Raw genomic sequence first — 26,505 nt, forward strand, 5'->3', positions numbered from 1 at the left:
GACACGCCCGACCGCGTGGGTCGGTGAATGTTCCAGGTTAGTAGTACTTACGGCACACAGAAACCGGAGAAGTAGTGCCTACGATCCAGCAGCTGGTCCGGAAGGGCCGGCAGGACAAGGTCGAGAAGAACAAGACGCCCGCTCTCGAGGGTTCGCCCCAGCGCCGTGGCGTCTGCACGCGTGTGTTCACGACCACCCCGAAGAAGCCGAACTCGGCCCTCCGTAAGGTCGCGCGTGTGCGTCTGACCAGCGGCATCGAGGTCACGGCCTACATCCCGGGTGAGGGACACAACCTGCAGGAGCACTCCATCGTGCTCGTGCGCGGCGGCCGTGTGAAGGACCTGCCTGGTGTTCGTTACAAGATCATCCGCGGTTCCCTCGACACCCAGGGTGTCAAGAACCGCAAGCAGGCCCGCAGCCGCTACGGCGCCAAGAAGGAGAAGTAAGAATGCCTCGTAAGGGCCCCGCCCCGAAGCGCCCGGTCATCATCGACCCGGTCTACGGTTCTCCTCTTGTCACGTCGCTGATCAACAAGATCCTGCTCGACGGCAAGCGCTCCACCGCCGAGCGCATCGTCTACGGCGCCATGGAGGGCCTGCGCGAGAAGACCGGTGCCGACCCGGTCGTCACGCTGAAGCGCGCCCTCGAGAACGTCAAGCCGGCTCTTGAGGTCAAGTCCCGCCGTGTCGGTGGCGCCACCTACCAGGTGCCGATCGAGGTCAAGCCCGGTCGTGCCTCCACCCTCGCGCTGCGCTGGCTCGTCGGTTACTCCCGCGCCCGCCGCGAGAAGACCATGACCGAGCGCCTCATGAACGAGCTCCTGGACGCCTCCAACGGCCTGGGTGCTTCGGTCAAGAAGCGCGAGGACACGCACAAGATGGCCGAGTCCAACAAGGCCTTCGCGCACTACCGCTGGTAGTCGCAACCCCCATCGAGACCGAGAGAAGACTGAAGCCTTATGGCTACCACTTCGCTTGACCTGGCCAAGGTGCGCAACATCGGCATCATGGCCCACATCGACGCGGGCAAGACGACCACCACCGAGCGGATCCTGTTCTACACCGGTGTCTCGTACAAGATCGGTGAGGTCCACGACGGCGCTGCCACGATGGACTGGATGGAGCAGGAGCAGGAGCGCGGCATCACGATCACGTCCGCCGCGACGACCTGCCACTGGCCGCTCGAGAACGTTGACCACACGATCAACATCATCGACACGCCGGGTCACGTCGACTTCACCGTCGAGGTGGAGCGCTCGCTGCGCGTGCTCGACGGTGCCGTGACCGTGTTCGACGGTGTGGCCGGTGTCGAGCCCCAGTCCGAGACCGTCTGGCGTCAGGCGGACCGCTACGGCGTTCCGCGCATCTGCTTCGTCAACAAGCTCGACCGCACCGGTGCCGACTTCTTCCGCTGTGTCGACATGATCGTGAGCCGCCTCGGCGCGACCCCGATCGTCATGCAGCTCCCGATCGGTGCCGAGGCCGACTTCCAGGGCGTCATCGACCTGGTCCGCATGAAGGCCCTCGTCTGGTCCGCCGAGGCCACCAAGGGCGAGATGTACGACGTCGTCGACATCCCGGCCGACAAGCAGGAGCTCGCCGAGGAATGGCGCGCCAAGCTCGTCGAGGCCGTCGCGGAGAACGACGAGGAGCTCATGGAGCTCTTCCTCGAGGGCGAGGAGCCCACCGAGGAGCAGCTCTACACCGCGATCCGTCGCATCACCATCGCCTCCGGCAAGGGCGGCGACACCACGGTCACCCCGGTGTTCTGTGGCACCGCGTTCAAGAACAAGGGCGTCCAGCCCCTGCTCGACGCCGTCGTCCGCTACCTGCCGTCGCCGCTCGACGTCGAGGCCATCGAGGGCCAGGACGTCAAGGACGCCGAGGTCGTCATCCGGCGCAAGCCGTCCGACGAGGAGCCGCTGGCCGCCCTCGCGTTCAAGATCGCGAGCGACCCGCACCTCGGCAAGCTCACCTTCGTCCGGATCTACTCCGGTCGCCTGGACGCCGGCACCGCGGTGCTGAACTCCGTCAAGGGCAAGAAGGAGCGCATCGGCAAGATCTACCGCATGCACGCCAACAAGCGTGAGGAGATCGACTCGGTGGGCGCCGGCGACATCGTCGCCGTCATGGGCCTGAAGCAGACCACCACCGGTGAGACGCTGTGCGACGAGAAGAACCCGGTCATCCTGGAGTCCATGGACTTCCCGGCGCCGGTCATCCAGGTCGCGATCGAGCCCAAGTCCAAGGGTGACCAGGAGAAGCTGGGTGTCGCCATCCAGCGTCTCGCGGAGGAGGACCCCTCCTTCCAGGTCCACTCGGACGAGGAGACCGGCCAGACCATCATCGGTGGCATGGGCGAGCTCCACCTCGACATCCTCGTCGACCGCATGCGTCGCGAGTTCAAGGTCGAGGCCAACGTCGGCAAGCCGCAGGTGGCGTACCGCGAGACGATCCGCAAGGCCGTCGAGCGCGTCGACTTCACGCACAAGAAGCAGACCGGTGGTACGGGTCAGTTCGCCAAGGTCCAGATCGGCATCGAGCCGATCGAGGGCGGCGAGACCTCGTACGAGTTCGTGAACAAGGTCACCGGTGGCCGCATCCCCAAGGAGTACATCCCCTCGGTGGACGCGGGTGCGCAGGAGGCCATGCAGTTCGGCATCCTCGCCGGCTACGAGATGACCGGCGTCCGCGTCATCCTGCACGACGGTGCCTACCACGAGGTCGACTCCTCCGAGCTCGCCTTCAAGATCGCCGGTTCGCAGGCCTTCAAGGAGGCCGCGCGCAAGGCCAGCCCTGTGCTCCTTGAGCCGATGATGGCCGTCGAGGTCACCACGCCCGAGGACTACATGGGTGAGGTCATCGGCGACATCAACTCCCGCCGTGGCCAGATCCAGGCCATGGAGGAGCGGGCCGGTGCCCGCGTCGTGAAGGGCCTCGTGCCCCTCTCGGAGATGTTCGGCTACGTCGGCGACCTGCGCAGCAAGACGTCCGGCCGCGCCAGCTACTCCATGCAGTTCGACTCCTACGCCGAGGTTCCGCGGAACGTCGCCGAGGAGATCATCGCGAAGGCCAAGGGCGAGTAACGCAACCGCGTTCAACGCACCGCGTTCACACACCTTAGGCTTGACACCGACCGGTGGGGGGCCGTCCCGAGAGGGATACCCCCTGCCGGGCGGCACCCCAGCAAAGATCACCTGGCGCCGATGAAGCAAGGCGTTCAGAACCACTCCACAGGAGGACCCCAGTGGCGAAGGCGAAGTTCGAGCGGACTAAGCCGCACGTCAACATCGGCACCATCGGTCACATCGACCACGGTAAGACGACCCTCACGGCCGCCATTACCAAGGTGCTGCACGACGCGTACCCGGACCTGAACGAGGCCTCGGCCTTCGACCAGATCGACAAGGCTCCCGAGGAGCGCCAGCGCGGTATCACCATCTCCATCGCGCACGTCGAGTACCAGACCGAGTCGCGTCACTACGCCCACGTCGACTGCCCCGGTCACGCGGACTACATCAAGAACATGATCACGGGTGCCGCGCAGATGGACGGCGCCATCCTCGTGGTCGCCGCCACCGACGGCCCGATGCCGCAGACCAAGGAGCACGTGCTCCTGGCCCGCCAGGTCGGCGTTCCGTACATCGTCGTCGCCCTGAACAAGGCCGACATGGTGGACGACGAGGAGATCCTGGAGCTCGTCGAGCTCGAGGTCCGTGAGCTCCTCTCCGAGTACGAGTTCCCGGGCGACGACCTGCCGGTCGTCCGCGTCTCCGCGCTCAAGGCCCTCGAGGGCGACAAGGAGTGGGGCGAGAAGCTCCTCGGCCTCATGAAGGCCGTGGACGAGTCCATCCCGCAGCCCGAGCGCGACGTCGACAAGCCGTTCCTGATGCCGATCGAGGACGTCTTCACGATCACCGGTCGTGGCACCGTCGTCACCGGTCGTATCGAGCGTGGTGTCCTCAAGGTCAACGAGACCGTCGACATCATCGGCATCAAGACCGAGAAGACCACCACCACGGTCACCGGCATCGAGATGTTCCGCAAGCTGCTCGACGAGGGCCAGGCCGGTGAGAACGTCGGTCTGCTCCTCCGTGGCATCAAGCGCGAGGACGTCGAGCGCGGCCAGGTCATCATCAAGCCCGGTTCGGTCACGCCGCACACCGAGTTCGAGGCCCAGGCCTACATCCTGTCGAAGGACGAGGGTGGCCGTCACACCCCGTTCTTCAACAACTACCGCCCGCAGTTCTACTTCCGTACCACGGACGTGACCGGCGTCGTGACCCTCCCCGAGGGCACCGAGATGGTCATGCCGGGCGACAACACCTCCATGTCCGTCCAGCTGATCCAGCCGGTCGCCATGGAGGAGGGCCTCAAGTTCGCCATCCGTGAGGGTGGCCGGACCGTCGGCGCCGGCCAGGTCGTCAAGATCACGAAGTGACCTTGAACTGACCTGGTGGCTCCCAGGAGCCGCTGAGCAGTGAGGGAAGGCCCCGCACCGAGAGGTGCGGGGCCTTCTCGCTTGTCCGGTACGAGCCGGTCAGGGCCGCGTCCGGTACGAGCCGGTCAGGGCCGCCAGGACCAGGGCCGCCCGTCCGGCCCGAGCCCCACCACCGTCACCCCGCGGGCGCCCACGTGGAGCGCGGGCGCCCCCACCGCGGCGGGACCCCCCGTCCGGGTACGCAGCCGCCCTCCGGCCCGTACGCACGGCCGCCCCGCGACATCGAGTCCGAGGAGCACCGTGCCCAGCGCGCCGGAGCGCGCCGCCCGCACCTCCCCGAAGCCGTCCAGGCCCGCGTCGGCGCCGTCGGGCCCGAGCAGCCGCGCCGAGGCCGGCGGCCGGAAGTACAGCCCGCCGCCCGCGCTCGCCACCGTCGAACCCGACAGCGGCAGCGCCCCTGGCGCCTCCCGTCCGTCCACCCAGTGCCGTACGGACTCCCGCCCCGCCGCGTACAGATGCGTCTGCCCCGCCGCGTCCAGCGAGACCGCGAGGCCGTCCTGCACCACCGCCTCCCCCGGCAGCGCCCGCCACGCCCCCCAGGACCCGTCCGGCTCCCGGACCCGCTCGGCGACCCCCCGCGCCGCGTTCCGTACGTGGAGCCGCACCCGCCCGTCCGGTGCCGTCACCGCCACCGGGGCGCCGAGCCGCCGGCTGCGCTCCGCACCCGTGTCCGGGGTGCCGAGCCCCCGCCAGGCCAGGAACGGCCCGCCGGGAACGCGCTGTTCGAGGAGGACCACCTCCCGCCGGTTCGGCCCGCCGTGCCCCTCCAGGGCCGCGAACCGTATCCCGAGGAGCAGCACCCGCCCGTCCGGCAGCACCGCGGAGCCCAGCGCGGGCGCCAGCGGCCCGCCGCCGAGGTCCTCGGGCGGCCCCCACACCCCGGCGGAGGTCTCCCGCCACCGCACGGCCCGCAGCCCCAGCACGCCGTAGGCGGCGAGCAGCCCGCCCGGCTCCTCGACGAGCCGCGGGCCCGCCCCCGGCCAGCGGTGATGAGTGGACCGGACCCACCCCTTGCGGTTGGTCAACGGCCGCTCGCCGCCGACCCCGTAGTCCCCGCATCCCGAAGGGTTCCCGCACTCCCAGGACGGGTCGCCGCCGTACGGCACGAGCCGGGCGGCCTTCCCCGCCAGGACCCGCGGCGGCAGGTTCTTCGGCCAGTGCCGGTTGTAGTAGCCGCGGAAGGCGGTCGCCGTGAAGACCGGGACCGGCGCCCCTTCCCGTACCTCCTCCGCCACCCAGCGCACCAGCGCGGCCCAGCTGAAGCGGGCCGCCGCGGTGTGGTCCTCGTGGTCCGAGTAGCCCGGCTGCTCGGAGTCCCGGGGCCGGCCCGCGCCGGGCCCGGTCCGGGCGTCCGGATCGGGGTCGAGGGTGTGCACGACGGTGGGCCGGTAGCGGCGCAGCAGCCCGGTGAGGGTCTCCACCAGACCGTCGTGGTCGTACGGCCCCGAGCGCGCGACCGGCGACCCCGCCGAGCGGTGCGCGGGCAGCTCCAGGGCCCCGCGGTCCTCCCACAGCGCGGTCAGGGCGGTGTAGCGGCGCGGGGTGTGCATCGGCAGGTCGAGGAAGACCAGCTCGACCCGCCGCCCCCCGTGCTCCAGGACCGCCCGCTCGGCCGCCCGTCCGCCGCCGACCGCCAGCACGCCGCGCCGCCACGGCGTGAAGAGCGGCAGCCCGAGCGCCTGCGCGTAGCTCTGCCGGAGCCCCTGGCGGCGGGCGGAGGAGTACGCGGCCCGGTCCGGCGCGGTCTTCGGCATCCCGTCGACCCGGTTGACACCGGTGTGCTCGCCGGCGGTGACGTAGACGGAGACCAGCGGTACGCCGGCGTCGAGCAGCCGCTGCGAGTCCGGGTTCATGAAGTACAGGTCGTCGTCCGGATGCGCGACGACCTGGAGCAGCAGCGCCCGCCCCGGCTCCCCGCCGCCGACCGGCCTGCCCGGCGCCGGATCGGCGGCGGGCCCGGTCCGGCGCGGCGCCGGTACGGAGCAGCCGGCGGCCAGGGAGGTGGTCACGGCGATCGCGGCGGCCAGGAGCGCGCGACGGGACGGTCTGTGCACGGCGGATGGCCCTTCCCCCGGGATCGGTCCCTGGCAAGACGGGTGGGGAGGGGGCGGGGGTTGCCCACCGAAAAGCCGAAAAGATTTTTTTCGAAGATCTTCCTGGTGGATGTAGAGAGCGCCCTCGCGGCTCCGACCGTAGGGTGACAGCGCGCCGACGGGGCGCGCGGGACGGGGAGGACACCCGAGATGAAGTACGTCGCGATGATCTACGGCAACCAGGCCAAGTGGGACTCCTTCCCGGCCGAGGCGTGGCCCGACGCGATCGCCCGCCAGGAGGCCTTCAACCGCAAGTACCGCGAGACCGGCGAACTCCTCGGCGCCTACGGCCTGGCCGACGCGGCCGCCGCCCAGCTGATCCGCCGCGAGTCCGGCGCCCCCGCTGTCACCGACGGCCCCTACCTGGAGACGAAGGAGTACCTGGCGAGCTTCTACCTCCTGGACTGCGACTCCCTGGAACGCGCCCAGCAGATCGCCGCCGACATGCCCTTCGCCGACGTGGACCCGGTCGAACTGTGGCCGATCCTGCACGAGTCCGCGGCGGACGTGTGACCGGGGGAGCGACGGGGCCGGACCCGGCCGGGGCGGACCGGCACCGGCCGGGCCCACCCGGTGCGGGTCCGGCCGGCATGGGGTCGGCGGGCGGGGACCTGGCCGGCGCGGGTTCGGTCGACGGAAGACCGGCCGGCGCGGGCCCGATCAGCGAGGGCTTGGCCGGCGTGGGGCCGACCGGTGCGGGTCCGGCGGGCGTGAGGCCGACCGACGGGGACCTGACCGGCGCGGGTTCGCCGGACGGGGCGACCGGGGTGGCCCCGGCTGGTGCGGGCTCGGACGGTGAAGACCCGGTGGGCGTCGAGGAGTTGCTGCGGGACAGTGCGCCTCGGGTGCTCGGGGCGCTGGTGCGGCGGCACGGGGACTTCTACGGGTGCGAGGACGCCGTGCAGGAGGCGCTGATCGCGGCGGCCCGGCAGTGGCCGGAGCAGGGGGTGCCCGAGCGGCCGGGGAGCTGGCTGCTGACGGTGGCCCAGCGCAAGTACGTGGACCAGGTGCGCAGCGAGGCCGCGCGCCGGCGGCGCGAGGACGCGGTCGCGCTCGCCACCCCGGCGGCGGAGCTGCTCGCGCCCGCCGCAGACGAGGCGGGGGAGGGCGCGGCGGACGACTCGCTCGCGCTGCTCTTCCTCTGCTGCCACCGGGACCTGTCGCCGCCGAGCCGGATCGCGCTCACCCTGCGCGCGGTCGGCGGTCTCACCACCGCGCAGATCGCCGCCGCGTTCCTGGTGCCGGAGGCGACGACGGCGCAGAGGATCAGCCGCGCCAAGCAGACCGTCCGGGCGGCCGGGGACACGCTCGCGCTGCCCGAGGGGGAGGACCGTACGGCGCGGCTCTCCGAGGTCCGGCACGTGCTGTACCTGATCTTCAACGAGGGTTATACGGCGAGCGGCGGCGAGGAGCTGACCGCCCCGGAGCTGTCGGCGGAGGCGATCCGGCTGGCCCGGCTGCTGCACCGGCTGGTGCCGGACGACCCCGAGACCGCCGGCCTGCTGGCCCTGATGCTCCTCACCGACGCCCGCCGCCCCGCCCGCACGGGCCCGCACGGCGAACTGGTGCCGCTGGCGGAGCAGGACCGTTCCCGCTGGGACGCGCGGCTGGTCGCGGAGGGCGTCGCCCTGATCAGCCGCACCCTCCCGCGCGGCCGGGTCGGCCCGTACCAGATCCAGGCGGCGATCGCGGCGGTGCACGACGAGGCGGAGTCGGCGGAGGCGACCGACTGGCCGCAGATCCTCGCCCTGTACGAGCTCCTGGAGCGGACAGGACCCAACCCGATGGTCACCCTCAACCGCGCGGTGGCCGTCGCCATGGTCCACGGCCCGGAGGCGGGCCTCGCCCTCCTCGACACCCTGGCCGCCGACAAGCGCCTGGCCCGCCACCACCGCCTCCTGGCGACCCGCGGTCACCTCCTGGAGCTCACCGGCGACCGGGCAGCGGCGGCGGAGTCGTACCGCGAGGCCGCCCGCCGCACGTCCAGCGCCCCGGAGCGCCGCCACCTCACGGAGCGGGCCCGGGGGCTGGGCTGAGCCCGTACCGGCTACCGGCTACTCGGCGTCGAACAGCTCCTCGGCGGAGGTGGCCGTGACCGCGCGGTCGAGGAGGCGGTCGAGCTCGTCGGGGTCGGTCACGGCGGTGACCCGCTCGGCGACGGCCTCGGGGACGTCGATCCCGCGCGCCCGCAGGAAGCGGAGCACGGCCTCGGCTTTGCCCTTGGCCTGGCCCTCCAGGAAGGTCTCCTCGACGAGCGTGCCCCGCCCGGGGAAGAAGCTGCCCACGTGCCGCATCAGGTGCCTCCAGATGTTCCTGGCCGGGGTGTCGCCCAGGCCGATCTCCAGCAGTTCCGAGTAGTACGCGACCGAGTCGGACTCGGCCGTCGACAGGGCCTGTGCCAGTGCCTCCAGTATCGCGGAGGCGTCCTGGTCGCGGCCATGGGTCATGGCGGAGAAGGCCGCCATGGCGAGGTTCCGCCCGGCCTCCTCGGGGTCGGTGATGACGGGCACGTTGTCGGGCCCGAGGACGAGGGGGTGCGTGCGCAGCGCCGTCCAGCCGTCGATGCCGGTGAGGAAGGGCCCCGCCGCCCAGCGGGCGGTGGACCGGTCCTGGCAGACGACGAGCAGCAGGGCGGGCATGCCGTACTTGGCGCTCAGGTAGGCGAGGTAATACGTCCAGCTCGACGCCTTGTCCGGATCCCGGCGTCCCTGCGCCTCGATGGCGAGCAGGAAGCCCGGCCCCTCGGAGGGGCTGATCCGCAGCACGCTGTCCACCCGGCGTTCCAGGGGCCGCAGCTCCGTCGCGTCCGGCGTCAGCACCTCGACGGCGGCCTTCGGCGGCAGACGGAGTCCGAGCACCCGGAAGACGGGGGAGAGGAGCTCCGGGCGGTCCTGGAAGATCCGGTGGGACGCTTCGTGGGAGGAAGTGACCATGGGCGGCAACGTAGGGCCGCCGACGCGGTTCGGAATATGCCTTCCGGATATGACCACCCTGGAGGGTGAAGCCGGCGCGTCCGGGACCTCGCGCGCCCCCGGCGTGTACCCCTACGTGACGTGGGGTACAGTCTTCGCCCCCGATTGGCGGCCCCCAGGGGCCGTATGGCAGACTAGCGGGGTTGCTCGGTTGAGTGCCGATGCTGCGCGCCTCCCGCCGGGGGGACCGGAAGCGAGTCCCACAGTACTCGTCGCTCCTTGTCAGGAGCGGACGTACGGGAATCTTCCGGGAAGCGTCAGCGGGGTACCGGCCAGGCACCCGGCGGGTGTCCACCCCCGCTCCGCGGTCCTCGGGCCCGCACCCCCTTGGTTGGGAAATCCTTCGGGAGTTCTTCGTAGAGGGAGTGCGACACGCCCGACCGCGTGGGTCGGAGGAAGACGCGAACCTTCCGGGTTCCGGAGCGTTACGAAGAGACAGGACTACGAAGTAGCCATGGCGGGACAGAAGATCCGCATCCGGCTCAAGGCCTACGACCACGAGGTCATCGACTCCTCGGCGAAGAAGATCGTCGAGACGGTGACCCGCACTGGTGCGTCGGTCGCGGGCCCGGTGCCGCTGCCCACTGAGAAGAACGTGTACTGCGTCATCAAGTCGCCGCACAAGTACAAGGACTCGCGCGAGCACTTCGAGATGCGCACGCACAAGCGCCTCATCGACATCCTCGACCCCACGCCGAAGACGGTTGACTCGCTCATGCGCCTCGACCTCCCGGCTGGCGTCGACATCGAGATCAAGCTCTGAGGTGACGCGCGAGATGGCTAAGAACATCAAGGGCATCCTGGGCGAGAAGCTCGGCATGACGCAGGTCTGGGACGAGAACAACCGGGTCGTCCCGGTGACCGTCGTCAAGGCCGGCCCGAATGTCGTGACCCAGGTGCGTACGAACGACGTCGACGGCTACGAGTCGGTCCAGATCGCCTTCGGCGAGATCGACCCGCGCAAGGTGAACAAGCCCCTCAAGGGCCACTTCGCCAAGGCCGACGTCACCCCGCGCCGTCACCTCGTCGAGATCCGTACCGCTGACGCCAGCGAGTACACCCTCGGCCAGGAGATCACCGCCGAGGTCTTCGAGGCGGGCATCAAGGTCGACGTGACCGGCAAGAGCAAGGGCAAGGGCTTCGCCGGTGCCATGAAGCGCCACAACTTCCGTGGTGGCAAGGCCTCCCACGGTGCCCACCGCGTGCACCGCAAGCCCGGTTCGATCGGTGGCTGCGCCACCCCGGGCCGTGTCTTCAAGGGCATGCGCATGGCCGGCCGCATGGGCAACGAGCGCGTGACCACCCAGAACCTGACCGTTCACGCCGTTGACGCGGAGAAGGGCCTGCTGCTCATCAAGGGCGCGGTTCCTGGTCCGAACGGCGGCCTCGTCCTGGTCCGCACCGCGGCCAAGGGGGCCTGAGGATATGAGCACCATTGACATTCTGTCGCCCGCGGGCGACAAGGCGGGGACCATCGAGCTCCCGGCCGAGATCTTCGACGCCAAGGTCAGCGTCCCGCTGATCCACCAGGTCGTCGTCGCGCAGCTGGCCGCTGCCCGTCAGGGCACGCACAAGACCAAGACGCGTGGCGAGGTCCGTGGTGGTGGCAAGAAGCCCTACCGCCAGAAGGGCACCGGCCGCGCCCGTCAGGGTTCGACCCGCGCCCCGCAGTTCGCCGGTGGTGGCGTCGTGCACGGTCCCGTGCCGCGTGACTACTCGCAGCGGACCCCGAAGAAGATGAAGGCCGCCGCCCTCCGCGGTGCCCTCTCCGACCGGGCGAACCACTCCCGCATCCACGTCGTCACCGGTGTGGTCGAGGGTGAGGTCTCCACCAAGGCCGCCAAGACGCTGTTCGGCAAGATCTCGGAGCGCAAGAACCTGCTCCTGGTCGCCGAGCGCGCCGACGAGGCCGCGTGGCTGTCCGCCCGCAACCTGCCCCAGGTGCACATCCTGGAGCCGGGCCAGCTGAACACGTACGACGTGATGCGCTCTGACGACGTGGTCTTCACCCAGGCCGCGTTCGAGTCCTTCGTGTCTGGCCCCAAGGCCGCTGACAACGAGGGGAACGAAGCCTGATGGCCGAGATCACCAGCAAGACCTTCACGGACCCGCGCGACATCCTCGTCAAGCCGGTTGTCTCCGAGAAGAGCTACGCGCTGCTCGACGAGAACAAGTACACGTTCATCGTCGCGCCCACCGCCAACAAGACCCAGATCAAGCAGGCCGTCGAGGCGGTCTTCTCGGTCAAGGTCGCCGGGGTCAACACGATCAACCGCCAGGGCAAGCGCAAGCGCACCCGCACCGGTTTCGGCAAGCGTGCCAACACCAAGCGCGCCATCGTGACCCTTGCTGAGGGCAACCGAATCGACATCTTCGGCGGCCCGACCGCCTAAGGGCGGTCGAGTCGTCCGATATCGGACGAGGACTGAGAAATGGGTATCCGCAAGTACAAGCCGACGACGCCGGGCCGCCGTGGCGCCTCCGTCGCCGACTTCGTCGAGATCACGCGGTCCACGCCGGAGAAGTCGCTGGTCCGCCCGCTGCACAGCAAGGGTGGCCGTAACAACACCGGTCGTGTGACCGTCCGTCACCAGGGCGGTGGCCACAAGCGCGCCTACCGCGTGATCGACTTCCGTCGTCACGACAAGGACGGCGTGCCGGCCAAGGTCGCTCACATCGAGTACGACCCCAACCGCACCGCGCGCATCGCGCTGCTCCACTACGCGGACGGCGAGAAGCGCTACATCATCGCCCCGCGTGGTCTCTCGCAGGGCGACCGGGTGGAGAACGGCCCCACGGCCGACATCAAGCCCGGCAACAACCTGGCCCTCCGCAACATCCCGGTCGGTACCACGATCCACGCGATCGAGCTCCGTCCCGGCGGTGGCGCCAAGTTCGCCCGCTCCGCAGGTGCCTCCGTGCAGCTGCTCGCGAAGGAGGGCACCATGGCCCACCTCCGCATGCCTTCCGGCGAGATCCGTCTGGTCGACGCCCGCTGCCGCGCCACCATCGGCGAGGTCGGCAACGCCGAGCAGTCGAACATCAACTGGGGCAAGGCCGGCCGCAAGCGCTGGCTGGGCGTCCGCCCGACCGTCCGCGGTGTGGCGATGAACCCGGTTGACCACCCGCACGGTGGTGGTGAGGGCAAGACCTCCGGTGGTCGCCACCCGGTCTCCCCGTGGGGTCAGAAGGAGGGTCGTACTCGTTCGCCGAAGAAGGCTTCGAACAAGTACATCGTCCGCCGCCGCAAGACGAACAAGAAGCGCTAGGAGCGGGTTTAGATGCCGCGCAGTCTCAAGAAGGGGCCCTTCGTCGACGACCACCTCATCAAGAAGGTGGACGCCCAGAACGAAGCCGGCACCAAGAACGTCATCAAGACCTGGTCCCGTCGCTCGATGATCGTCCCGGCCATGCTCGGCCACACGATCGCGGTGCACAACGGCAAGACCCACGTCCCGGTGTTCGTCACCGAGTCGATGGTCGGCCACAAGCTCGGCGAGTTCTCGCCGACGCGCACCTTCCGGGGTCACGTCAAGGAAGACCGGAAGTCGAAGCGCCGCTAACAGCGGATCGCATTCAGACACGTAAGTAACTGAAGGGACAACCATGGAAGCCAGGGCCCAGGCGCGGTACATCCGCGTCACGCCCATGAAGGCCCGCCGCGTGGTGGACCTCATCCGTGGCATGGACGCCACGGAGGCCCAGGCGGTCCTGCGATTCGCTCCGCAGGCCGCTTCCGTGCCGGTCGGCAAGGTGCTCGACAGCGCCATTGCCAACGCCGCGCACAACTACGACCACACGGACGCCTCTTCGCTGTTCATCAGCGAGGCGTACGTCGACGAGGGCCCGACCCTGAAGCGGTTCCGTCCGCGCGCCCAGGGCCGTGCCTACCGGATCCGCAAGCGGACCAGCCACATCACCGTGGTCGTCAGCAGCAAGGAAGGAACCCGGTAATGGGCCAGAAGGTAAACCCGCACGGGTTCCGGCTCGGCATCACCACGGACTTCAAGTCCCGGTGGTACGCCGACAAGCTGTACAAGGACTACGTCAAGGAAGACGTCGCCATCCGTCGGATGCTGACGTCCGGCATGGAGCGCGCCGGCATCTCCAAGGTCGAGATCGAGCGCACCCGTGACCGTGTCCGCGTGGACATCCACACCGCTCGCCCGGGCATTGTCATCGGTCGCCGTGGCGCCGAGGCCGACAAGATCCGCGGCCAGCTGGAGAAGCTGACCGGCAAGCAGGTCCAGCTGAACATCCTCGAGGTCAAGAACCCCGAGGTCGACGCTCAGCTCGTGGCCCAGGCCGTGGCCGAGCAGCTGTCCTCCCGCGTCTCCTTCCGTCGGGCCATGCGCAAGAGCATGCAGTCCGCCATGAAGGCCGGCGCCAAGGGCATCAAGATCCAGTGTGGTGGCCGTCTCGGCGGCGCCGAGATGTCCCGCTCGGAGTTCTACCGCGAGGGCCGTGTGCCGCTGCACACGCTCCGCGCGAACGTCGAGTACGGCTTCTTCGAGGCCAAGACGACCTTCGGCCGCATCGGCGTGAAGGTCTGGATCTACAAGGGCGACGTCAAGAACATCGCCGAGGTCCGCGCCGAGAACGCCGCCGCCCGCGCCGGCAACCGTCCGGCCCGTGGCGGTGCTGACCGCCCGGCCGGCCGTGGTGGCCGCGGTGGCGAGCGTGGCGGTCGCGGTCGCAAGCCGCAGCAGGCTCCCGCTGCCGAGGCCCCCAAGGCCGAGGCCGCCGCCGCTCCGGCTGCCGAGAGCACCGGAACGGAGGCCTGACCGTCATGCTGATCCCCCGTAGGGTCAAGCACCGCAAGCAGCACCACCCCAAGCGCAACGGCATGTCCAAGGGTGGCACGCAGGTTGCGTTCGGCGAGTACGGCATTCAGGCCCTCACCCCGGCCTACGTGACCAACCGCCAGATCGAGGCCGCGCGTATCGCGATGACCCGCCACATCAAGCGTGGCGGCAAGGTCTGGATCAACATCTACCCGGACCGTCCGCTCACGAAGAAGCCTGCCGAGACCCGCATGGGTTCCGGTAAGGGTTCCCCGGAGTGGTGGATCGCGAACGTCAAGCCCGGTCGGGTGATGTTCGAGCTGTCCTACCCGAACGAGAAGATCGCGCGTGAGGCTCTGACTCGTGCGGCCCACAAGCTGCCGATGAAGTGCAAGATCGTTAAGCGCGAGGCAGGTGAGCTGTGATGTCGGCCGGTACCAAGGCGTCCGAGCTGCGCGAGCTGGGCAACGAGGAGCTTGTGGCCAAGCTCCGCGAGGCCAAGGAAGAGCTGTTCAACCTCCGCTTCCAGGCGGCGACGGGCCAGCTCGAGAACCACGGCCGTCTGCGGGCGGTCCGTAAGGACATCGCCCGGATCTACACCCTCATGCGTGAGCGTGAGCTCGGCATTGAGACGGTGGAGAACGCCTGATGAGCGAGAACAACGTGACTGAGAAGACCGAGCGCAACGCCCGCAAGGTCCGCGAGGGCCTGGTCGTCAGCGACAAGATGGACAAGACCGTCGTCGTCGCCGTCGAGGACCGCGTCAAGCACGCGCTGTACGGCAAGGTCATCCGCCGTACGAACAAGCTCAAGGCTCACGACGAGCAGAACGCCGCCGGCGTCGGCGACCGCGTCCTCCTGATGGAGACCCGGAAGCTGTCGGCGACGAAGCACTGGCGCGTCGTCGAGATCCTCGAGAAGGCCAAGTAATTCATCCGAGGGGCTTTCCCCTCGGGTTCGTTCCGCCAGGCTCGGCAGGGGTTGAGCGATCAACCCCTGCCGGGAACCGGCAGACAATCAGGAGATAGACGTGATCCAGCAGGAGTCGCGACTTCGCGTCGCCGACAACACTGGTGCCAAGGAGATCCTTTGCATCCGTGTTCTCGGTGGTTCGGGTCGCCGCTACGCGGGCATCGGTGACGTCATCGTCGCCACCGTCAAGGACGCGATCCCCGGTGGCAACGTGAAGAAGGGTGACGTCGTCAAGGCGGTCATCGTTCGCACCGTCAAGGAGCGTCGCCGTCAGGACGGCTCGTACATCCGCTTCGACGAGAACGCCGCCGTCATTCTGAAGAACGACGGCGACCCTCGCGGCACCCGTATCTTCGGCCCCGTCGGCCGTGAGCTGCGCGAGAAGAAGTTCATGAAGATCATCTCGCTCGCGCCGGAGGTGCTGTAAGCATGAAGATCAAGAAGGGCGACCTGGTCCAGGTCATCACCGGCAAGGACAAGGGCAAGCAGGGCAAGGTCATCGCGGCCTACCCCGCCGAGTCCCGCGTCCTCGTCGAGGGTGTCAACCGGGTCAAGAAGCACACCAAGGCCGGCCCGAACCAGGCCGGCGGCATCGTGACCACCGAGGCCCCGGTCCACGTCTCCAACGTCCAGCTGGTCGTGGAGAAGGACGGCAAGAAGGTCGTCACGCGTGTCGGTTACCGCTTCGACGACGAGGGCAACAAGATCCGCGTTGCCAAGCGGACGGGTGAGGACATCTGATGGCTACCACCACTCCGCGTCTCAAGACGAAGTACCGCGAGGAGATCGCGGGCAAGCTGCGTGACGAGTTCAAGTACGAGAACGTCATGCAGATCCCCGGCCTCGTGAAGATCGTGGTCAACATGGGTGTCGGCGACGCCGCCCGTGACTCGAAGCTGATCGAGGGCGCCATCCGCGACCTCACCACGATCACCGGTCAGAAGCCGGCCGTCACCAAGGCCCGCAAGTCCATCGCGCAGTTCAAGCTGCGCGAGGGCCAGCCGATCGGTGCCCACGTCACGCTCCGTGGCGACCGCATGTGGGAGTTCCTGGACCGCACCCTGTCGCTCGCGCTGCCGCGCATCCGCGACTTCCGCGGCCTCTCCCCGAAGCAGTTCGACGGCCGTGGCAACTACACCTTCGGTCTCACGGAGCAGGTCATGTTCCACGAGATCGACCAGGACAAGATCGACCGTGTCCGGGGTATGGACATCACCGTGGTGACCACGGCGACCAACGACGACGAGGGCCGTGCCCTTCTGCGTCACCTCGGCTTCCCGTTCAAGGAGGCGTAAGCGAGATGGCGAAGAAGGCTCTCATCGCGAAGGCTGCCCGTAAGCCCAAGTTCGGTGTGCGCGCGTACACCCGCTGCCAGCGCTGCGGTCGCCCCCACTCCGTGTACCGCAAGTTCGGCCTCTGCCGCGTGTGCCTCCGTGAGATGGCTCACCGTGGCGAGCTGCCGGGCGTGACCAAGAGCTCCTGGTAATTCCCCGGCGCCCTCTGGGCGTTGGTGAATGACCGGAGTCTCTCGGTAGGCATTGGGCCGGCGGAGGCCCAACCCGACATGCCGTAGGCTTGAAGGGTTGGGCGTCCGCCGCCCGTACGACTTACTACGCCGTAGGTCCACCGCACCGCACCCGCCCCGTCTCGGATCGGGGAGAGGGATGGTGCACCAGGAAACCCCGGCGAGAGAGGCCGAAGGCCAATTCATGACCATGACTGATCCGATCGCAGACATGCTCACGCGTCTGCGTAACGCGAACTCGGCGTACCACGACACCGTGACGATGCCGCACAGCAAGATCAAGTCGCACATCGCGGAAATCCTCCAGCAGGAGGGCTTCATCACGGGCTGGAAGGTCGAGGACGCCGAGGTCGGCAAGAACCTCGTCATCGACCTCAAGTTCGGTCCGAACCGTGAGCGCTCCATCGCGGGCATCAAGCGGATCTCGAAGCCGGGCCTCCGGGTTTACGCGAAGTCCACCAACCTGCCGAAGGTCCTCGGCGGCCTGGGCGTGGCGATCATCTCCACGTCCCACGGTCTCCTGACCGGCCAGCAGGCTCAGAAGAAGGGCGTGGGTGGGGAAGTCCTCGCCTACGTCTGGTAGTCGGGAACGGAGGAAAAGCCAATGTCGCGTATCGGCAAGCTCCCCATCACGGTTCCCGCCGGCGTGGACGTCACCATCGAGGGCCGCACGGTCACGGTCAAGGGTTCCAAGGGCACCCTGACCCACACCGTCGCCGCGCCGATCGAGATCGCCAAGGGCGAGGAGGGCGTTCTCAACGTCACCCGTCCGAACGATGAGCGTCAGAACAAGGCCCTCCACGGCCTGTCCCGCACGCTGGTGGCCAACATGATCACCGGCGTGACCACGGGTTACGTGAAGAAGCTCGAGATCAGCGGTGTCGGTTACCGCGTCGCCGCGAAGGGCTCCAACCTGGAGTTCCAGCTCGGCTACAGCCACCCGATCGTGGTGGAGGCGCCCGAGGGCATCTCCTTCAAGGTCGAGTCGCCGACCAAGTTCTCGGTCGAGGGCATCGACAAGCAGAAGGTCGGCGAGGTCGCCGCGAACATCCGCAAGCTGCGGAAGCCCGACCCGTACAAGGCCAAGGGCGTCAAGTACGAGGGCGAAGTCATCCGCCGCAAGGTCGGAAAGGCTGGTAAGTAAGCCATGGCATACGGTGTCAAGATCGCCAAGGGCGACGCTTACAAGCGCGCCGCGAAGGCGCGTCGTCACCTGCGCATCCGCAAGAACGTGTCGGGTACGGCGGAGCGTCCGCGCCTCGTCGTGACGCGCTCCAACCGCGGCATCACCGCGCAGGTCATCGACGACCTCAAGGGCCACACCCTGGCGTCGGCGTCCCACCTGGACGCTTCGATCCGCGGTGGCGAGGGCGACAAGTCCGCGCAGGCCAAGCAGGTCGGCGCCCTGGTCGCCGAGCGCGCCAAGGCCGCCGGTGTCGAGGCCGTCGTGTTCGACCGTGGTGGCAACAGGTACGCCGGGCGCATTGCCGCTCTGGCTGACGCCGCCCGCGAAGCCGGGCTGAAGTTCTAAGCCCCGGTTCCGGGACTAACGGACGTAACAGAGAGAGGTATTCCAATGGCTGGACCCCAGCGCCGCGGCAGCGGTGCCGGTGGCGGCGAGCGGCGGGACCGGAAGGGCCGCGACGGTGGCGCTGCCGCCGCCGAGAAGACCGCGTACGTTGAGCGCGTAGTCGCGATCAACCGCGTCGCCAAGGTTGTCAAGGGTGGACGTCGCTTCAGCTTCACCGCGCTGGTCGTGGTGGGCGACGGTGACGGCACCGTGGGTGTCGGTTACGGCAAGGCCAAGGAGGTGCCGGCCGCCATCGCCAAGGGTGTGGAGGAGGCCAAGAAGCACTTCTTCAAGGTCCCCCGTATCCAGGGCACCATCCCGCACCCGATCCAGGGTGAGAAGGCCGCGGGCGTCGTCCTGCTCAAGCCTGCTTCCCCCGGTACCGGTGTTATCGCCGGTGGCCCGGTGCGCGCCGTCCTGGAGTGCGCCGGCGTTCACGACATCCTGTCGAAGTCGCTCGGCTCCGACAACGCGATCAACATCGTGCACGCGACCGTGGAGGCCCTGAAGGGCCTGCAGCGTCCCGAGGAGATCGCGGCCCGCCGCGGTCTGCCGCTCGAGGACGTCGCCCCCGCGGCTCTGCTCCGTGCGCGTGCTGGGGCGGGTGCGTAATGGCTCGCCTCAAGATCACGCAGACGAAGTCGTACATCGGCAGCAAGCAGAACCACCGCGACACCCTGCGTTCGCTCGGGCTCAAGCGCCTGAACGACGTGGTCGTCAAGGAGGACCGCCCCGAGTTCCGCGGCATGGTGCACACCGTCCGCCACCTCGTGACGGTTGAGGAGGTCGACTGATCATGGCGGAGAACAACCCGCTCAAGATCCACAACCTCCGTCCCGCCCCGGGCGCCAAGACCGCCAAGACCCGTGTGGGTCGTGGTGAGGCGTCGAAGGGTAAGACGGCCGGTCGTGGTACCAAGGGCACGAAGGCCCGCTACCAGGTTCCGGAGCGCTTCGAGGGTGGCCAGATGCCGCTCCACATGCGCCTCCCGAAGCTGAAGGGCTTCAAGAACCCGTTCCGCACCGAGTACCAGGTCGTGAACCTGGACAAGCTGGCCGCGCTCTACCCGCAGGGTGGCGAGGTCACGGTGGCCGACCTGGTCGCCAAGGGCGCGGTGCGCAAGAACCAGCTCGTCAAGGTCCTGGGCCAGGGCGAGATCTCCGTGGCGCTGCAGGTGACGGTCGACGCCGTCTCCGGCTCCGCCAAGGAGAAGATCGCCGCCGCCGGCGGCACCGTCACCGAGCTCGTCTGAGACGACTCGATGGCCTGAACATCCGACCGGGGATGCCTCCCAAAAGGGGCATCCCCGGTTGGTCGTTCCTAGGGGGGCATGGTCGCCGGTAAGGTGGCGTGCACCGTCCAGACTCATGCGGTATGGACCGCAGGGTCGAGACCGATCCAATCAGTCCTTATCGAATCTCAAGACCGTCACCTCTGACGCATAGCGCGGGGGTCGCAGGAGGCACCGTGCTCACCGGCTTCGCCCGGGCGTTCAAGACGCCCGACCTGCGCAAGAAGCTGCTCTTCACGCTGGGCATCATCGTGCTGTACCGCCTGGGGGCTCACATCCCCGTTCCAGGCGTCAGCTACGAGGCCGTCCAGATGTGCGTGGACCAGGCGAGCCAGGGCAACAACAGCCTGTTCGGCCTGGTGAACATGTTCAGTGGCGGCGCACTGCTGCAGATCACCATCTTCGCGCTCGGCATCATGCCGTACATCACGGCGAGCATCATCCTGCAGCTGCTCACCGTCGTGATCCCGCGACTGGAAGCCCTCAAGAAGGAGGGCCAGAGCGGCACCGCGAAGATCACCCAGTACACCCGTTACCTGACGATCGCGCTCGCGGTCCTGCAGGGCACCGGTCTGGTCGCCACCGCCAAGAGCGGCGCGCTCTTCAGCGGCTGCAGCGTGGCCAACCAGGTGGTCCCGGACCCGTCGATCTTCACCATCACCACCATGGTCATCACCATGACCGCGGGCACCGCCGTCGTGATGTGGCTCGGCGAGCTCATCACCGACCGCGGCATCGGCAACGGCATGTCGATCCTCATGTTCATCTCGATCGCCGCCGGCTTCCCGGGCGCCCTCTGGGCCATCAAGGAGAGCGGCAACCTGGCCGACGGCTGGATCGAGTTCGGCACCGTCATCCTCATCGGCTTCGTGATGGTGGCCCTCGTGGTCTTCGTCGAGCAGGCCCAGCGCCGCATCCCGGTGCAGTACGCGAAGCGCATGATCGGCCGCAGGTCGTACGGCGGTACGTCCACTTACATCCCGTTGAAGGTGAACCAGGCAGGTGTGATTCCTGTCATCTTCGCCTCGTCGCTGCTCTACATCCCGGCCCTGATCGCGCAGTTCTCGAACTCCACGGCCGGCTGGAAGACCTGGATCGAAGCCCACTTCGTCAAGGGTGACCACCCGTATTACATCGCCACCTACTTCCTCCTGATCGTGTTCTTCGCCTTCTTCTACGTGGCGATCTCGTTCAACCCCGAGGAAGTCGCCGACAACATGAAGAAGTATGGTGGCTTCATCCCGGGTATCCGGGCTGGTCGACCTACTGCCGAGTACTTGAGCTACGTGCTCAACCGGATCACCTGGCCGGGCTCGCTGTACTTGGGTCTGATCGCTCTTGTGCCGACGATGGCGTTGGCAGGCTTCGGCGGTGCCAATGCCAACTTCCCGTTCGGCGGGACGAGCATCCTCATCATCGTGGGTGTGGGGCTGGAGACCGTGAAGCAGATCGAGAGCCAGCTCCAGCAGCGCAATTACGAAGGGTTCCTCCGCTGATGCGAATCGTCCTCGTCGGACCGCCCGGGGCCGGCAAGGGAACGCAGGCCGCGTTCCTCGCCAAGAACCTGGACATCCCGCACATCTCCACGGGCGACCTGTTCCGTGCCAACATCTCGCAGGGCACGGAGCTGGGCCTCAAGGCGAAGTCCTACATGGACGCCGGTGACCTCGTCCCCGACGAGGTGACCATCGGGATGGCCAAGGACCGTATGGAGCAGGCGGACGCCGCCAACGGCTTCCTGCTCGACGGGTTCCCGCGCAACGTGGCCCAGGCCGAGGCCCTGGATGTCGTCCTGAAGGCCGACGACATGCAGCTGGACGCGGTCCTGGACCTGGAGGTCCCCGAGGACGAGGTCGTGAAGCGGATCGCGGGTCGTCGCATCTGCCGCAACGACTCCGCGCACGTCTTCCACGTGACGTACAACGCCCCGAAGGAAGAGGGCGTGTGCGACGTCTGCGGCGGTGAGCTCTTCCAGCGCGAGGACGACTCCGAGGAGACCGTCCGCCGGCGCCTGGAGGTCTACCACACGCAGACCGAGCCGATCATCGACTACTACCGGGCGCAGAACCTGGTCGTGACGATCTCCGCGCTCGGCAAGGTGGACGAGGTCACGGCGCGTGCGATGGACGCGCTGAAGAAGTAACCCCGCACTCACGCGGTACGGCCGCGGTGCCCCTCACGGGCGCCGCGGCCGTATCGTTGTTCTCGTTGTTCTCCTTGTTCCGATCCCCCCGTACTCGATGGAAAGGCCCCGGCCACGATGGTGCAGATCAAGACCCCCGAGCAGATCGCGAAGATGCGTGAGGCGGGGCTGGTCGTCGCCGCCATCCACGCGGCGACCCGTGAGGCCGCCGTCCCCGGCGCCACCACCCGCGACCTCGACGAGGTCGCGCGCAAGGTGATCGCCGACCACGGGGCGAAGTCGAACTTCCTCGGGTACGGCGGCTTCCCCGCGACCATCTGCACCTCGGTCAACGAGGTCGTCGTCCACGGCATCCCCGACGAGAAGACCGTCCTCAAGGACGGCGACATCATCTCGATCGACGCGGGCGCGATCGTGGACGGCTGGCACGGCGACGCCGCGTACACCGCCTTCGTCGGCACCGGTCACGCCCCGGAGCTGATCGAGCTCTCCCGGGTGACGGAGGAGTCGATGTGGGCCGGAATCGCCGCGATGCGGCTGGGTGCCCGCCTGGTCGACATCTCGAAGGCGATCGAGTCCTACATCAAGCGCCAGCCGCGCCCGGCGGCCGGCGACCACAGCCTCGGCCGGTACGGCATCGTCGAGGACTACGGCGGCCACGGCATCGGCACCGAGATGCACATGGACCCGCACCTCCTGAACTACGTCTCCCGCAAGCGCGGCAAGGGCCCCAAGCTGGTCCCCGGCTTCTGCCTGGCGATCGAGCCGATGGTCTCCCTCGGTACGCCGCGCACGGAGGTCCTGGAGGACGACTGGACCGTCGTCACCACCGACGGCACCTGGTCCTCCCACTGGGAGCACAGCGTCGCCCTCACGGAGGCCGGCCCCCTGGTCCTCACCGCCGTCGACGGCGGCAAGGCGAAGCTGGCGGAACTGGGCGTCACGGCGGCACCGGACCCGCTGGCGTAACCGGCGGGGCAGGCCCGCGCCTCGGCGGACGGAGTCCGCCGAGGCGGCCCGAAGCCTGTGAGGCGCCCCGGCGCCGAGCCCGCGAGGGGCGCGTGAGGCAGGGCTGTCCCGCCGGCGTAGCCACCGGAGCAGCCGCCCCCTGGTGGCGTAACGATCTCCCGCGCTGGGCACACTCTCCCGATTCGTCTTTTCGGAGGGCCTGGCGTAGACTGATGCGTCGGCTCCCGTGTACCCGTGTGTCCGCACCGGAGAGCGAGAGTCGATCAAGGTAGCCGATTCGAAGGGCGAAGCGTGGCCAAGAAGCAAGGTGCCATCGAGATCGAGGGCACCGTGATCGAGTCCCTGCCGAACGCCATGTTCAAGGTGGAGCTCCAGAACGGTCACAAGGTCCTCGCGCACATCTCCGGCAAGATGCGTATGCACTACATCCGCATCCTCCCGGACGACCGGGTCGTCGTGGAGCTGTCTCCGTACGACCTGACGCGTGGCCGGATCGTCTACCGCTACAAGTAGATCTTGCCCGCACCCCGCCTCCGTGCGTGGGTGGGTGGCACTGACCCGGAGAACCTCACATCCCATGAAGGTCAAGCCGAGCGTCAAGAAGATCTGCGACAAGTGCAAGGTGATCCGCCGTCACGGCCGGGTCATGGTCATCTGCGACAACCTGCGCCACAAGCAGCGCCAGGGCTGACGCACGCCGACCGACCTGCATCTCGCAGTTCTTCGCGCGACGCATAGCAATACGTACATACGCAGAGCCCGTCCGGTCGTGATCCACGGCTGACGGTACCTCCGGCGGGGGCCGGGGACCCGATTCGTACCTAATCTTTGGCTGTATCTATGGAACAGCGTGAAGAGGCCGGCGGTCGGGAGCGGTTCTGCGGCAGACCCCCGAGCACCCAGGAGCCATTGAATGGCACGCGTTTCCGGTGTTGACATCCCGCGCGAGAAGCGTGTGGTGGTCGCACTCACCTACGTCTTCGGTATCGGGCGCACCCGGTCCGAGGAGATCCTCGCCGCCACCGGCGTGAACCCGTCCACCCGTGTCCGCGACCTTGCCGAGGAAGACCTCGTCAAGATCCGCGAGTACGTGGACGCCAACCTCCAGACCGAGGGTGACCTCCGCCGTGAGATCGCCGCCGACATCCGCCGCAAGGTCGAGATCGGCTGCTACCAGGGTCTGCGCCACCGTCGTGGCCTGCCCGTCCGCGGTCAGCGCACCAGCACGAACGCTCGTACCCGCAAGGGCCCGCGTCGCGCCATCGCCGGCAAGAAGAAGCCGGGCAAGAAGTAGTCCACAGCGGACGACTGTCCACGGTCTTCGCTGTAGGACCGACCACCTCCCGTAGGAGTTTTAGATGCCCCCCAAGGGTCGTCAGGGCGCTGCCAAGAAGGTGCGCCGCAAGGAAAAGAAGAACGTCGCTCACGGCCACGCGCACATCAAGAGCACGTTCAACAACACGATCGTCTCGATCACGGACCCGTCCGGCAACGTGATCTCCTGGGCCTCCGCCGGCCACGTCGGCTTCAAGGGCTCGCGCAAGTCCACCCCCTTCGCCGCGCAGATGGCCGCCGAGTCGGCCGCCCGCCGCGCGCAGGAGCACGGCATGCGCAAGGTCGACGTCTTCGTCAAGGGTCCCGGCTCCGGCCGTGAGACCGCGATCCGCTCCCTCCAGGCCACCGGCCTCGAGGTTGGCTCGATCCAGGACGTCACCCCCACGCCGCACAACGGCTGCCGTCCGCCGAAGCGCCGCCGCGTCTGACGTACGGCTGCCGATGGCGGCCGGTTGGTCTGCTGGGGGCCCGGGGGTTATCCCCCGGGAATCGCAGTACGGCTGCCGTCCGCCCAGGCGTCGCCGCGTCTGACGCGTCGACTGCTTGACCTGGGCTTTCGGGCGGTGCGCCCCCTTTCGGGGCGTGCCGCCCGTACCCTTGCAGTACGCGGTACGGGAGTACCGCACCCGTCGGGCGTCAAATAGTGGGCGTCCACGACTGAAGGAACACACATGCTTATCGCTCAGCGTCCTTCGCTGACCGAAGAGGTCGTCGACGAGTTCCGCTCCCGGTTCGTGATCGAGCCGCTGGAGCCGGGCTTCGGCTACACCCTCGGCAACAGCCTCCGCCGTACCCTCCTCTCCTCGATCCCGGGTGCCGCCGTCACCAGCATCCGCATCGACGGTGTCCTGCACGAGTTCACCACCGTGCCGGGGGTCAAGGAGGACGTCACCGACCTCATCCTCAACATCAAGCAGCTGGTCGTCTCCTCGGAGCACGACGAGCCGGTCGTGATGTACCTGCGCAAGCAGGGCCCGGGTCTGGTCACCGCCGCCGACATCGCGCCCCCGGCCGGTGTCGAGGTGCACAACCCCGACCTCGTCCTGGCGACCCTGAACGCCAAGGGCAAGCTGGAGATGGAGCTGACCGTCGAGCGCGGTCGCGGCTACGTCTCCGCCGTCCAGAACAAGCAGGTGGGCCAGGAGATCGGCCGCATCCCGGTCGACTCCATCTACTCGCCGGTTCTCAAGGTCACCTACAAGGTCGAGGCGACCCGAGTCGAGCAGCGCACCGACTTCGACAAGCTCATCGTCGACGTCGAGACCAAGCAGGCCATGCGCCCGCGCGACGCCATGGCGTCCGCCGGCAAGACCCTGGTCGAGCTGTTCGGTCTCGCCCGCGAGCTGAACATCGACGCCGAGGGCATCGACATGGGCCCGTCCCCGACGGACGCCGCCCTCGCCGCCGACCTCGCGCTGCCGATCGAGGAGCTGGAGCTCACTGTCCGCTCCTACAACTGCCTCAAGCGTGAGGGCATCCACTCCGTGGGTGAGCTCGTGGCGCGCTCCGAGGCCGACCTGCTCGACATCCGCAACTTCGGTGCGAAGTCGATCGACGAGGTCAAGGCGAAGCTGGCCGGTATGGGCCTGGCGCTGAAGGACTCGCCGCCCGGATTCGACCCGACCGCCGCGGCCGACGCGTTCGGCGCGGACGACGACGCGGATGCCGGGTTCGTCGAGACCGAGCAGTACTGACGTCGCAGTTTTGCTGCGGGTCCGCTTCGGCTGATCGCGCCCACGCGGCGCTAGCCGCAGATCGACACCTCCCCGCGCCCCTTACAGGGCCCGGGGTCTCCGACAGGTAACCGCCTGCTCGGATACTGACACCGGTACCTCATACGGCCGGTGCAGATCACAAGGAGAAACACCATGCCGCGTCCCGCGAAGGGTGCCCGCCTCGGCGGTTCCGCCGCGCACGAGAAGCTGCTCCTCGCCAACCTGGCGAAGTCGCTCTTCGAGCACGGCCGCATCACGACGACCGAGGCCAAGGCCCGCCGCCTGCGTCCGGTCGCCGAGCGCCTGATCACCAAGGCGAAGAAGGGCGACATCCACAACCGTCGCCTGGTGCTGCAGACGATCACCGACAAGGGCATCGTCCACACCCTCTTCACCGAGATCGCCCCGCGCTACTCGGAGCGTCCCGGCGGTTACACCCGCATCACCAAGATCGGCAACCGTCGTGGCGACAACGCCCCGATGGCCGTGATCGAGCTGGTCGAGGGCGAGATCGCCAAGAAGGCGACCGTCGCCGAGGCCGAGGCCGCCACCAAGCGCGCCGTCAAGGAGGCCGACGAGGCCGCCGCCGTCGAGGCGACCGAGGACGAGGCGAAGGACGCGTAAGCGTTCTTCCGA

At 68.3% G+C, this 26,505-nt stretch carries 38 protein-coding genes; 36 read left to right on the forward strand and 2 right to left on the reverse strand.

Translation table 11 applies throughout. The annotated features are described in order from the left end of the window. The first annotated feature begins 74 nt into the window (after window positions 1-74). The 4 genes from rpsL to tuf all read left to right on the forward strand — a co-directional run bounded on the left by rpsL (window position 75) and on the right by tuf (window position 4,440). Window positions 75-446, forward strand: coding sequence for a 30S ribosomal protein S12 (gene rpsL / locus QK442_RS14555; RefSeq protein ID WP_003948652.1), 372 nt, complete (start codon window positions 75-77; stop codon window positions 444-446). Between the two features lie 2 nt (window positions 447-448). Continuing rightward, window positions 449-919, forward strand: coding sequence for a 30S ribosomal protein S7 (gene rpsG, locus QK442_RS14560; RefSeq protein ID WP_030494244.1), 471 nt, complete (start codon window positions 449-451; stop codon window positions 917-919). Window positions 920-958: 39 nt separating this feature from the next. Next, window positions 959-3,085, forward strand: a complete 2,127-nt coding sequence (fusA, locus tag QK442_RS14565) for an elongation factor G (protein WP_282694353.1) — start codon at window positions 959-961, stop codon at window positions 3,083-3,085. A 161-nt stretch (window positions 3,086-3,246) separates the two neighbouring features. Then, window positions 3,247-4,440, forward strand: coding sequence for an elongation factor Tu (tuf, locus tag QK442_RS14570; protein ID WP_282694354.1), 1,194 nt, complete (start codon window positions 3,247-3,249; stop codon window positions 4,438-4,440). A 125-nt stretch (window positions 4,441-4,565) separates the two neighbouring features. On the opposite strand, the gene QK442_RS14575 is transcribed toward tuf, so the two are convergent. Next, entirely contained in the window at window positions 4,566-6,554 is a 1,989-nt protein-coding gene (locus QK442_RS14575; protein ID WP_282694355.1) for a PIG-L family deacetylase, read from the reverse strand. A 189-nt stretch (window positions 6,555-6,743) separates the two neighbouring features. Here QK442_RS14575 and QK442_RS14580 point away from each other — a divergent pair, with 189 nt between their 5' ends. Together QK442_RS14580 and QK442_RS14585 are read left to right on the forward strand one after the other, a co-directional pair. Then, a complete protein-coding gene (locus QK442_RS14580; protein WP_282694356.1) occupies window positions 6,744-7,106 on the forward strand; it encodes a YciI family protein in 363 nt (120 codons plus the stop codon). Window positions 7,107-7,399: 293 nt separating this feature from the next. Next, entirely contained in the window at window positions 7,400-8,629 is a 1,230-nt protein-coding gene (locus QK442_RS14585) for a DUF6596 domain-containing protein (RefSeq protein WP_282694452.1), read from the forward strand. A gap of 18 nt (window positions 8,630-8,647) precedes the next feature. Here the strand turns inward: QK442_RS14585 and QK442_RS14590 are convergent, their stop codons facing one another. After that, window positions 8,648-9,526, reverse strand: a complete 879-nt coding sequence (locus QK442_RS14590) for a hypothetical protein (protein ID WP_282694357.1) — start codon at window positions 9,524-9,526, stop codon at window positions 8,648-8,650. Window positions 9,527-10,019: 493 nt separating this feature from the next. Between QK442_RS14590 and rpsJ the strand changes: the two genes are divergently transcribed. From rpsJ to rplQ, 30 genes are all read left to right on the forward strand, one after another. Further along, a complete protein-coding gene (rpsJ, locus tag QK442_RS14595) occupies window positions 10,020-10,328 on the forward strand; it encodes a 30S ribosomal protein S10 (protein ID WP_003948644.1) in 309 nt (102 codons plus the stop codon). A 13-nt stretch (window positions 10,329-10,341) separates the two neighbouring features. Next, window positions 10,342-10,986, forward strand: a complete 645-nt coding sequence (rplC, locus tag QK442_RS14600; protein ID WP_031012092.1) for a 50S ribosomal protein L3 — start codon at window positions 10,342-10,344, stop codon at window positions 10,984-10,986. 4 nt (window positions 10,987-10,990) lie between these two features. Then, on the forward strand, window positions 10,991-11,641 hold the full coding sequence (rplD, locus tag QK442_RS14605; protein WP_282694358.1) for a 50S ribosomal protein L4: 651 nt from the start codon (window positions 10,991-10,993) through the stop codon (window positions 11,639-11,641). Beyond that, the gene (rplW, locus tag QK442_RS14610; protein ID WP_282694359.1) at window positions 11,641-11,958 is read left to right on the forward strand and encodes a 50S ribosomal protein L23; all 318 of its coding nucleotides are present in this window, start codon (window positions 11,641-11,643) and stop codon (window positions 11,956-11,958) included. The genes rplD and rplW overlap by 1 nt, the downstream gene beginning before the upstream one ends. Window positions 11,959-11,997: 39 nt before the next feature. Next, entirely contained in the window at window positions 11,998-12,834 is an 837-nt protein-coding gene (rplB, locus tag QK442_RS14615; protein ID WP_282694360.1) for a 50S ribosomal protein L2, read from the forward strand. Between the two features lie 12 nt (window positions 12,835-12,846). Next, the gene (gene rpsS, locus QK442_RS14620) at window positions 12,847-13,128 is read left to right on the forward strand and encodes a 30S ribosomal protein S19 (RefSeq protein WP_282694361.1); all 282 of its coding nucleotides are present in this window, start codon (window positions 12,847-12,849) and stop codon (window positions 13,126-13,128) included. A 43-nt stretch (window positions 13,129-13,171) separates the two neighbouring features. Beyond that, window positions 13,172-13,519, forward strand: a complete 348-nt coding sequence (rplV, locus tag QK442_RS14625; protein WP_009327087.1) for a 50S ribosomal protein L22 — start codon at window positions 13,172-13,174, stop codon at window positions 13,517-13,519. Continuing rightward, a complete protein-coding gene (rpsC, locus tag QK442_RS14630) occupies window positions 13,519-14,349 on the forward strand; it encodes a 30S ribosomal protein S3 (RefSeq protein WP_030759375.1) in 831 nt (276 codons plus the stop codon). The genes rplV and rpsC overlap by 1 nt, the downstream gene beginning before the upstream one ends. A 5-nt stretch (window positions 14,350-14,354) precedes the next feature. Then, complete coding sequence (gene rplP / locus QK442_RS14635; RefSeq protein ID WP_030494257.1) at window positions 14,355-14,774, forward strand: 50S ribosomal protein L16; 420 nt, start codon at window positions 14,355-14,357, stop codon at window positions 14,772-14,774. Beyond that, window positions 14,774-14,998: a 50S ribosomal protein L29 gene (gene rpmC, locus QK442_RS14640; protein WP_030494258.1), complete on the forward strand. Its 225-nt coding sequence runs from the start codon at window positions 14,774-14,776 to the stop codon at window positions 14,996-14,998. Before rplP ends, rpmC begins: the two co-directional genes overlap by 1 nt. Further along, window positions 14,998-15,279: a 30S ribosomal protein S17 gene (gene rpsQ, locus QK442_RS14645; RefSeq protein WP_282694362.1), complete on the forward strand. Its 282-nt coding sequence runs from the start codon at window positions 14,998-15,000 to the stop codon at window positions 15,277-15,279. Before rpmC ends, rpsQ begins: the two co-directional genes overlap by 1 nt. A 100-nt stretch (window positions 15,280-15,379) precedes the next feature. Further along, window positions 15,380-15,748, forward strand: coding sequence for a 50S ribosomal protein L14 (gene rplN / locus QK442_RS14650; RefSeq protein ID WP_003956455.1), 369 nt, complete (start codon window positions 15,380-15,382; stop codon window positions 15,746-15,748). 2 nt (window positions 15,749-15,750) lie between these two features. Further along, a complete protein-coding gene (gene rplX / locus QK442_RS14655; protein ID WP_282694363.1) occupies window positions 15,751-16,062 on the forward strand; it encodes a 50S ribosomal protein L24 in 312 nt (103 codons plus the stop codon). Next, window positions 16,059-16,616, forward strand: a complete 558-nt coding sequence (gene rplE / locus QK442_RS14660; RefSeq protein WP_265864084.1) for a 50S ribosomal protein L5 — start codon at window positions 16,059-16,061, stop codon at window positions 16,614-16,616. The genes rplX and rplE overlap by 4 nt, the downstream gene beginning before the upstream one ends. Window positions 16,617-16,621: 5 nt before the next feature. Continuing rightward, window positions 16,622-16,807: a type Z 30S ribosomal protein S14 gene (locus tag QK442_RS14665; protein WP_003956452.1), complete on the forward strand. Its 186-nt coding sequence runs from the start codon at window positions 16,622-16,624 to the stop codon at window positions 16,805-16,807. A 223-nt stretch (window positions 16,808-17,030) separates the two neighbouring features. Continuing rightward, window positions 17,031-17,429, forward strand: coding sequence for a 30S ribosomal protein S8 (gene rpsH / locus QK442_RS14670; protein ID WP_031012103.1), 399 nt, complete (start codon window positions 17,031-17,033; stop codon window positions 17,427-17,429). Between the two features lie 21 nt (window positions 17,430-17,450). Continuing rightward, a complete protein-coding gene (gene rplF / locus QK442_RS14675; protein ID WP_282694364.1) occupies window positions 17,451-17,990 on the forward strand; it encodes a 50S ribosomal protein L6 in 540 nt (179 codons plus the stop codon). A gap of 3 nt (window positions 17,991-17,993) precedes the next feature. Next, on the forward strand, window positions 17,994-18,377 hold the full coding sequence (gene rplR / locus QK442_RS14680) for a 50S ribosomal protein L18 (RefSeq protein WP_282694365.1): 384 nt from the start codon (window positions 17,994-17,996) through the stop codon (window positions 18,375-18,377). A gap of 45 nt (window positions 18,378-18,422) precedes the next feature. Continuing rightward, entirely contained in the window at window positions 18,423-19,028 is a 606-nt protein-coding gene (gene rpsE / locus QK442_RS14685) for a 30S ribosomal protein S5 (RefSeq protein WP_030201551.1), read from the forward strand. Continuing rightward, entirely contained in the window at window positions 19,028-19,210 is a 183-nt protein-coding gene (gene rpmD / locus QK442_RS14690; RefSeq protein ID WP_005313525.1) for a 50S ribosomal protein L30, read from the forward strand. The genes rpsE and rpmD overlap by 1 nt, the downstream gene beginning before the upstream one ends. 2 nt (window positions 19,211-19,212) lie before the next feature. Further along, complete coding sequence (rplO, locus tag QK442_RS14695) at window positions 19,213-19,668, forward strand: 50S ribosomal protein L15 (protein ID WP_282694366.1); 456 nt, start codon at window positions 19,213-19,215, stop codon at window positions 19,666-19,668. 215 nt (window positions 19,669-19,883) lie between these two features. Further along, window positions 19,884-21,203 (forward strand): preprotein translocase subunit SecY, encoded by a 1,320-nt coding sequence (secY, locus tag QK442_RS14700; RefSeq protein WP_282694367.1) that lies wholly within the window; start codon window positions 19,884-19,886, stop codon window positions 21,201-21,203. Next, window positions 21,203-21,850, forward strand: coding sequence for an adenylate kinase (locus QK442_RS14705; RefSeq protein ID WP_282694368.1), 648 nt, complete (start codon window positions 21,203-21,205; stop codon window positions 21,848-21,850). The genes secY and QK442_RS14705 overlap by 1 nt, the downstream gene beginning before the upstream one ends. A gap of 117 nt (window positions 21,851-21,967) precedes the next feature. Next, window positions 21,968-22,819: a type I methionyl aminopeptidase gene (map, locus tag QK442_RS14710; RefSeq protein ID WP_282694369.1), complete on the forward strand. Its 852-nt coding sequence runs from the start codon at window positions 21,968-21,970 to the stop codon at window positions 22,817-22,819. 291 nt (window positions 22,820-23,110) lie between these two features. Beyond that, the gene (gene infA / locus QK442_RS14715; RefSeq protein WP_003956442.1) at window positions 23,111-23,332 is read left to right on the forward strand and encodes a translation initiation factor IF-1; all 222 of its coding nucleotides are present in this window, start codon (window positions 23,111-23,113) and stop codon (window positions 23,330-23,332) included. Window positions 23,333-23,396: 64 nt separating this feature from the next. Further along, entirely contained in the window at window positions 23,397-23,510 is a 114-nt protein-coding gene (gene rpmJ / locus QK442_RS14720) for a 50S ribosomal protein L36 (protein ID WP_003956441.1), read from the forward strand. A gap of 222 nt (window positions 23,511-23,732) precedes the next feature. Next, window positions 23,733-24,113 carry a 30S ribosomal protein S13 gene (gene rpsM, locus QK442_RS14725; protein WP_015035595.1) on the forward strand — a complete coding sequence of 127 codons (381 nt, stop codon included), beginning with the start codon at window positions 23,733-23,735 and terminating at the stop codon, window positions 24,111-24,113. A 64-nt stretch (window positions 24,114-24,177) separates the two neighbouring features. Beyond that, on the forward strand, window positions 24,178-24,582 hold the full coding sequence (gene rpsK / locus QK442_RS14730; protein WP_003956432.1) for a 30S ribosomal protein S11: 405 nt from the start codon (window positions 24,178-24,180) through the stop codon (window positions 24,580-24,582). Between the two features lie 243 nt (window positions 24,583-24,825). After that, a complete protein-coding gene (locus QK442_RS14735; protein WP_004946635.1) occupies window positions 24,826-25,848 on the forward strand; it encodes a DNA-directed RNA polymerase subunit alpha in 1,023 nt (340 codons plus the stop codon). A gap of 174 nt (window positions 25,849-26,022) precedes the next feature. Further along, the gene (gene rplQ, locus QK442_RS14740) at window positions 26,023-26,493 is read left to right on the forward strand and encodes a 50S ribosomal protein L17 (RefSeq protein ID WP_031012120.1); all 471 of its coding nucleotides are present in this window, start codon (window positions 26,023-26,025) and stop codon (window positions 26,491-26,493) included. The last annotated feature ends 12 nt before the right edge of the window (window positions 26,494-26,505 follow it).

Origin of the sequence: Streptomyces sp. CC208A (assembly GCF_030010625.1) — a bacterium.
Classification (GTDB): Bacteria; Actinomycetota; Actinomycetes; order Streptomycetales; family Streptomycetaceae; genus Streptomyces.